Origin of the sequence: Mesorhizobium amorphae (assembly GCF_014843845.1) — a bacterium.
GTDB classification, from domain to species: Bacteria; Pseudomonadota; Alphaproteobacteria; order Rhizobiales; family Rhizobiaceae; genus Mesorhizobium; species Mesorhizobium amorphae_A.
Genome location: NZ_JHQS01000004.1, coordinates 42,381 through 48,380 on the forward strand (window position 1 = coordinate 42,381; position 6,000 = coordinate 48,380).

Sequence of the window (6,000 nt, forward strand, 5' to 3'; positions counted from 1 at the left end):
TAGCGCACACTGCACTTTGAGGGCTGGCCTCGAAAGCCATAGTTGCCGACGAGCCAGACCGGGCGTCTGTGCGGCCGTTGTAACTCTCATTTTTGGGAACTGTGCCCGGTGTCCACAAACCACCGAGGACACCGGGCCTATTTGCCAAACGAGAGTGTCATCAAACGCCTAGCCCGAGAACATTCGTACCTATTCATGAAGAAAACGTTTATGCGCGGCTACCCGATCGTTCTGGAACCTGGCAGGAGGGGCGACCGCGAAAGCCTTCAAGACGGCAAGGACGCCGCACTCGGTGGTCTGAAGCAATATTCCAGTACCGGACTAAGGTCCTCGGATAAGCAGCTAACCCTTATGCAAGCCCAGAGCGCCATTATCCGCCCGTTGCGAGTGCAAGAATGCTCTGTTTATACCTCGTAGCACGACCGGCAATCTCGACTTTTCCGTTAGCTAAGCTAGCGTCTCACAGTTCCAGTTCTTCGCGAAGCAGAGCCAATGTCCGTTCACGGCGTAGTCCCGCCGCGTTGCATGTCTTTTCACGATACTGCCGCCGAATCCGGCAGAAGCGAAGCGGATTGAAGCGCCGGGAAGATCGCACGCTGGTGTGCAAAATCGAGCCTTGGCGCAGAAAAGCAGCGGCTCCCCGCGGTCGATGAAGCTGCGAATTGCGAGTTCGCTATAGCTTTTCTTCAGCGGGTGCCAGAAGCGCCCAAATTGAGAAATGAGGTCACGGCGTGGCTTGGGGACTGCATCATCGACGCACCCGCGTTTGCTGCGGCCGATGTCAGGATCGCCATGGGCGGGGAGTGGCATCGATGTGGCGCTAGAAGCCACTGACGCGGCGGCCAACATTAAGTAGAACATCACTGTGGCGTTTGGGCTGAACGCCGTGTTCCTGGCGATAACCATAATCGGCGCCACCGGCCTATTGCCCGCCATTCTGGCCGATCCCGGGCGACGGTGCTGGTGGCGACCAACGCCATACTGCTCCTGCACTGGAGGGTAACGCTAAGTCAAATAGCAGCATGGCACGGAACTGGCAGAAGCTTGATTGTGGATCGAGAAACGGCCACCTAAAGCCTGAACGCCAGCCAGGCCGTTCCGGCGACAAGGGGTGACCAGCGTCAGCGGCAGGCCAACCTTGAAGAAGGCTGAAAACGAGAGCTGCTTGCCGGCGGCCTTGGCCTGTTCTGCGACAATCAAATTGGCGACCGAGCCCAGCAGCGTGAAATTGCCGGCCAGCGTCGAGCTCATGGCCACGACCAGCCAGGCGCGCTCGGGATTTTCGAGGCAGGGTATGAAGGGCCTCAGCGCCAGCACCGCAGGCACATTGCTCATGATGTTGGAAAGCACCGCTGTGAAGCCGGAAAGCTGCCAGACATCGTCCAGCCCAAGGTTCCTTGCCGAGGCGATCATATCGGGGGTGAGCAGCGTCCTCTCGGCGCCGGCGACGACGATGAACAGGCCGGCGAACATGAACAGCAGCGGCCCGTCGATCTCGCGATAGATGCGGTGCGGTTTGATGGCGCGGGTGACGAGCAAGATAGCGCCTCCGATGAGTGCTGCCTTGGCGACCGGAACGCCGGCGAAGAAGGAGATAGCCAGGCCAATGCAGACGACCACCGCTTTCAACACCTGCCCCGGCAACATGCGGCCGCGATAGACTTCGGGGCTCAGCTCAGCCTTCCGTTCGAATTCTGCGCGGTAGACGATGCGGACGATGACGATGACGGCGACGAGGCCGAACAGCGCGACCGGCGCAAGCGCCGCCGCGAAGGCCGGATAGGAAATCCCCGACAGCGCGCCGATGACCATCTTCTGCGGGTTGCCGGTGATGGTGGCGACGCTGCCGCAGTTGGAGGCAGTGGCGGTGGCGATCAAATGGGGGATCGGATTGCGGTTGATGACGCGGGTGACGTGGACGACGATCGGCGCCATCACCAGGCAGATCGCGTCGTTGACCAGGAAGGCCGACAGCACGCCGGTCAGAAGCGTCAAAATCACCAGGAGCATGAATGGGGCGTGCGCGTGCTCGATGGCGAAGCCGCCGAGAGCGCGAAAGGCACCCGAGACCTTCAGATGCGCCACCACGATCATCATGCCGAGCAGCAGCGTGATGGTGTCGAAATTGATGGCGCGATAGGCGTCCTCCATGCCAAGCGCGCCGACGGCGATCATCGCCGGGCCGCTAAGCAGGGCGATGCCGGCGCGATCGAGGCGCAGGCCGGGGATGCGGCCGACGGCGACGCCCGGCATAGGTCAGGAGAAAGATCGGCAGTGCCGCCGCGCCAACCATAGTTATTCGGACGGCCTAACGGCGGATAGCGGCGTCGGCACGGCGTTTTCTTCCTGCGCGGCGAACACGTTGTGAGCGTACGCATCCAGAATGCTCTCGCACCTGCCCAGCCATTCTCGCGCCACCTGGGCGAGGGGAGCGGTGTAAAAATCGTTCTTCTCGATCTTGGCGAACCACGTCTTGAATTTAGCGAACTCCTGCTCGTTTTCCTCCAACTCGGCGTAGGTGAAATGCCGCACGCGGGTTTCCTCGGCAATCTCCTGCTCATACGCCTCGCACTTGCTGATGAGTTCCTTGTATTCCTCGTCGCGGTCGGCATTGAAGCGCCGCACGATTTTTTCCTCCTGCCTGGGGTCGAGCCCTGTTGTGGTCATCAGCACGGCTTCGCCATCCATTTCGGTGATTTCGTTTTCCAGCATCTTGAGGCGGCGCAGATGGTCGTCGGATTTGGGCAGCAGGCAGACACCGCCCTGCATGTAAACCGCGCCCATGCCCTTGAGCTTACGCCACACCGCAATGCGTTTGCGCGCCGGCTCCGGCGGAACTTTATAGGTCAGCAACAGCCATTCGAGTGTTTTCATGGAACTCCTTGCATGTTACCATTGTTACATCAATAATCAACGGACCGCATGATGACGCCGAGACTGCTGCACTTTTTGAGGCTACCCTTGCCAGCGTTGGCTCTAAATGACCAGCCCCGGCAGGAACCGGACGGCATTGGGACCACGCCCCAGCGTATCGTTCTGGGAATCGCGGCAATCCTCGCCGCCACCTTTCTCTTTGTCCGCGAGGCTGATCTCGCGGCCTATCCCGGCGGCAATTTGGTGCTGGGGGTCGGTATTTTCCTCGTGCTGGTGCCCACGCTTCCCCATTGAAAGTGCGATCCGCATGAAACCGGCCTTTCTCAAACCGAGCCCTCTCTGGCGTCGTGCGGCTAAGACCTTGGTTGGCGCCGTCAGCGGGGTTGCCGCCGGGATGGCATTATGGGCTGGCTACGTCCACCTCACCGGCAATATCCACGAGGTCGAGCCGGGTGTGCTCTACCGCTCGGCCCAACTCGCGCCCGAACGGCTTGACGGGCTGATTCAGGCGCATCACATCCGCACCGTGTTCAACTTGCGCGGCGCGTTCCCCGGCACGCCCTGGTACGAGGCGGAAGTGGCTACCGTCCGCGGCGCCGGCGCGGAGATGATCAGTTTGCCGATGTCAGCCAACAGCCAGCCCGATGCCGCGCTGCTGGCGTCGCTCCTGCACGCGCTGCGGACCGCACCTCGCCCGATCCTGATTCATTGCAATGCCGGCGCCGACCGCACCGGCCTAGCGGTTGCGCTGTTTGAACTGTTTGAGGAGGGTAAGCCGCCCGGTGAGGCCGACGATCAACTATCGTTCCGCTACGGGCATTTCCCGTGGCTCACCAGCCGCACCAGCGCCATGGACCAGACGTTCTGGCAGGTGGCCGGCACCTTCAATTTCGCTCAATCCCTTCCCTCCACACAGGCAGAAAAGGCAACGCCATGATGTCATGGGCAACAATAGCCCCGGCCGTCACAGCGGCCTTTCTGGCTTCGCTGGTCGAAGCGGTTGAGGCCCTTACCATCGTCCTGGCGGTGGGCACCGTGCGTGGCTGGCGGCCAGCTTTGACCGGAACCGGGGCTGGATTGGCATTGCTGGCACTGCTGGTGCTGGCGCTGGGGCCGCTGCTCGACAGGGTGCCGTTGCACGCGTTGCAACTGGTCATTGGCGTGCTGCTGCTGTTGTTCGGCCTGCGCTGGCTTCGCAAGGCAATTCTTCGTTCGGCCGGAGTGATTGCCCTGCACGATGAAACCAAGGCATTCGCCAAGGAAGAGGCAAGCCTGCAAGCGGCGGAGCGCAGCCAAGAGGCGCATCTGGACTGGATTGCCGGCATCACGGCGTTCAAGGCGGTGGTCCTGGAAGGGCTTGAAGTCGTGTTCATCGTCATTGCCGTGGGCGCGGGCCGGGGATTGCTGGTGCCTGCTGCAATGGGTGCACTGGCCGCCTGCGTGCTCGTGCTGTTGGTCGGCGTCATCGTTCACCGGCCGCTGGCCCGCGTGCCCGAGAATACGCTCAAGTTCGGCGTCGGCGTGATGCTCTCGGCATTCGGCGTGTTCTGGACAGGGGAAGGACTGGGGGTTGATTGGCCGGGCCAGGATCTGGCGATCCTGGCCTTTGCCGCGATCTTCCTGATAGCAGGCGTTGCAACCGCCAGGCTGGCGGCGCGTCCGGTTTTGGAGGCTTCGCCATGACTATCGTCTCGTTGATCCTGCGCGAACTGCTCGGCATGTTTGTCGACGACGAACTTCTGGCACTGGCCGTGTTGGCCGTTGTTGCATTGGCTGCCGGGCTTTCGGTCTGGCTGGCGGCGCCGTCGCTCCCAGTCGGCGGGATTCTGCTCATCGGTTCCGTCACGGTGGTCGTATCGAGCGCGCTCAGAGCGAGCAGAAATCGTCGGACATGAACCCTTCTCGACCGGCAAGAGGAAGGCCGACCAAACGTCGTCGACAAAGTCCCAAAGTTGGCTTAACCGCACGGTGCTCGGCGCCGGTCTCACCAGTGCGCTCGGCGATTTCTGCTACGAGACGACCACGGTCATCCTGCCGGGCTTCCTCGCGGTGCTTGGTGTCCGGCAGCGGCTCTCGGCATCATCGAGGGGATAGCCGACGCCATCATGAGCTTCACAAAGATGGCGGCCGGATACGTCGCCGACAGGTTCGGCCATCGCAAGGTGCTGGTCGTGCGCGGGCTACGGGCTGACGCCCATCGGCCAGGTGCTCATCGCTCTTGCATTGGGCTGGCCGCTGATTCTGGTCGGGCGGATCGTCTCCTGGTTCGGAAAAGGTCTGCGAGGCCCTTTGCGCGATGCGATCGTGGTGCAGTCGATCACGCCGGAAACGCGCGGCAGGGCCTTCGGCTTTCACCGCGCGATGGATACCACTGGTGCGGTGGTTGGGCCGCTGCTCGGCGTGGTGCTGCTCGGCTGGGCACAAGGCCTGACCTGGGAGAATGCGGCCGGTCCTTTCCGCATGGTGTTCTTGCCGACCCTTATCTCCGGCGCGCTCGCGGTCGTCGCATTCCTGACGCTGGTCAAGGACCCCGAGCAATCGCCTAATCCGGAACTGGAATTCTTCTCGACTTTCGAAGCATTGCCTGAATTGACCGACCGGGCCATTGCGAGATAGGCGTCGGGCGGCATCGCCGACGTCCCGGCGGCCACGCGGCGCTCGATGATTTCGCTCAGCGTCAACCCCCGCCGCAACTCATCCGGCTCAATGCGATAGATTTCCGCATAGCGGCGGTTGCACAGGATCAGCCGTTCGTCGACGCCGAAAAAGCAGATGCCCTGCGAGATGTTCTCGATCGCCATCTCGAAGCGCAACGCCTGCCCTTCGAGGGTTGCGATGGTGGCCCGAAGCTCGCGCTCGAGAGTTTCGTATGAAGCGACCGCCAGTTTTGCCAGTGCGGCAAGACTAGCAGACTCGGGCGCTTCGGCGGCTTTCCTGGATAATTTCGCGACCAAGCAGAGTTCCTCCGCTTCACGCCCGGAACAACATAGCAAAGACGGCTCGCTCGCAGACTGAAAGCTGCTGCATAGTGGTCTAAACATACTAATTGCGGATGAATCGTAAGCGGTGTCGCGTGACCCTTGAAGGCGGGGCGTCCGATGAGGGCCGAGCCGTCATTCAGTAAAG

General features: G+C 61.8%; 7 protein-coding genes and 2 pseudogenes. 5 read left to right on the forward strand and 4 right to left on the reverse strand.

Annotated features, from left to right (window positions below; all coding sequences use genetic code 11):
* Nucleotides 1–447: 447 nt before the first annotated feature.
* From DH08_RS37280 to DH08_RS00710, 3 genes and pseudogenes are all read right to left on the reverse strand, one after another.
* Nucleotides 448–936, reverse strand: coding sequence for a hypothetical protein (locus DH08_RS37280; protein WP_192177422.1), 489 nt, complete (start codon nt 934–936; stop codon nt 448–450).
* 134 nt (nt 937–1,070) lie between these two features.
* A pseudogene (locus DH08_RS00705) lies at nt 1,071–2,299 on the reverse strand (anion transporter).
* Entirely contained in the window at nt 2,296–2,874 is a 579-nt protein-coding gene (locus DH08_RS00710) for a Chromate resistance protein ChrB (RefSeq protein ID WP_192177423.1), read from the reverse strand. Before DH08_RS00710 ends, DH08_RS00705 begins: the two are co-directional and overlap by 4 nt.
* 51 nt (nt 2,875–2,925) lie before the next feature.
* Here DH08_RS00710 and DH08_RS00715 point away from each other — a divergent pair, with 51 nt between their 5' ends.
* From DH08_RS00715 to DH08_RS37285, 5 genes are all read left to right on the forward strand, one after another.
* The gene (locus DH08_RS00715) at nt 2,926–3,168 is read left to right on the forward strand and encodes a hypothetical protein (protein WP_192177424.1); all 243 of its coding nucleotides are present in this window, start codon (nt 2,926–2,928) and stop codon (nt 3,166–3,168) included.
* Between the two features lie 13 nt (nt 3,169–3,181).
* Nucleotides 3,182–3,811 carry a tyrosine-protein phosphatase gene (locus tag DH08_RS00720; protein WP_192177425.1) on the forward strand — a complete coding sequence of 210 codons (630 nt, stop codon included), beginning with the start codon at nt 3,182–3,184 and terminating at the stop codon, nt 3,809–3,811.
* The gene (locus DH08_RS00725; RefSeq protein ID WP_192177426.1) at nt 3,808–4,557 is read left to right on the forward strand and encodes a COG4280 domain-containing protein; all 750 of its coding nucleotides are present in this window, start codon (nt 3,808–3,810) and stop codon (nt 4,555–4,557) included. The genes DH08_RS00720 and DH08_RS00725 overlap by 4 nt, the downstream gene beginning before the upstream one ends.
* Nucleotides 4,554–4,769, forward strand: coding sequence for a hypothetical protein (locus DH08_RS00730; protein WP_192177434.1), 216 nt, complete (start codon nt 4,554–4,556; stop codon nt 4,767–4,769). The genes DH08_RS00725 and DH08_RS00730 overlap by 4 nt, the downstream gene beginning before the upstream one ends.
* Nucleotides 4,770–5,079: 310 nt before the next feature.
* Nucleotides 5,080–5,490, forward strand: a complete 411-nt coding sequence (locus tag DH08_RS37285; RefSeq protein ID WP_210328486.1) for an MFS transporter — start codon at nt 5,080–5,082, stop codon at nt 5,488–5,490.
* Here the strand turns inward: DH08_RS37285 and DH08_RS37290 are convergent.
* Nucleotides 5,439–5,915 (reverse strand): annotated as a pseudogene (locus DH08_RS37290) (PAS-domain containing protein); the annotation flags it as partial. The gene DH08_RS37285 and the pseudogene DH08_RS37290 overlap by 52 nt on opposite strands.
* Between the last annotated feature and the right edge of the window lie 85 nt (nt 5,916–6,000).